We start from the raw sequence: 336 nt of genomic DNA on the forward strand, positions 1-336 counted from the left end.
GCCGTCGACCATCTGCATCAGTGCTGTGTTCATGGCAATGAAGTAGCTGCCCGCACGGATAGCGATCGCGTCAGGACGAAGGTCGTCGACGCAGTCGATGCTGTCGTCGGCGTCGCGATCAATGACCTCGGGCTCGCCGTCATAGATCGCTTCCGGAAGAAGAGAGATCGCTTCGGAAAGAGCCTGCTCGAGGTCGACGCCTTGGCGCGGCAGACAGGTGTAAGTATCGCCGAAGGGACCGGACTTCGTGGCGTGGCTGCCGAGCACGAAATCGGAGTGCCTCGCGAACCAGCGGTTCAAGCGGATCGCGCTATCGTCGCGATCGGCTGGGCGGAC

1 pseudogene is annotated in these 336 nt (G+C 62.2%); it reads right to left on the bottom strand.

Annotation, left to right across the window (positions count from 1 at the left end):
- A pseudogene (locus EN851_RS36640) lies at window positions 1-300 on the bottom strand (DNA methylase); the annotation flags it as partial.
- Window positions 301-336 lie beyond the last annotated feature (36 nt).

This window comes from Mesorhizobium sp. M8A.F.Ca.ET.208.01.1.1 (genome assembly GCF_004791315.1).
Lineage (GTDB): Bacteria > Pseudomonadota > Alphaproteobacteria > Rhizobiales > Rhizobiaceae > Mesorhizobium.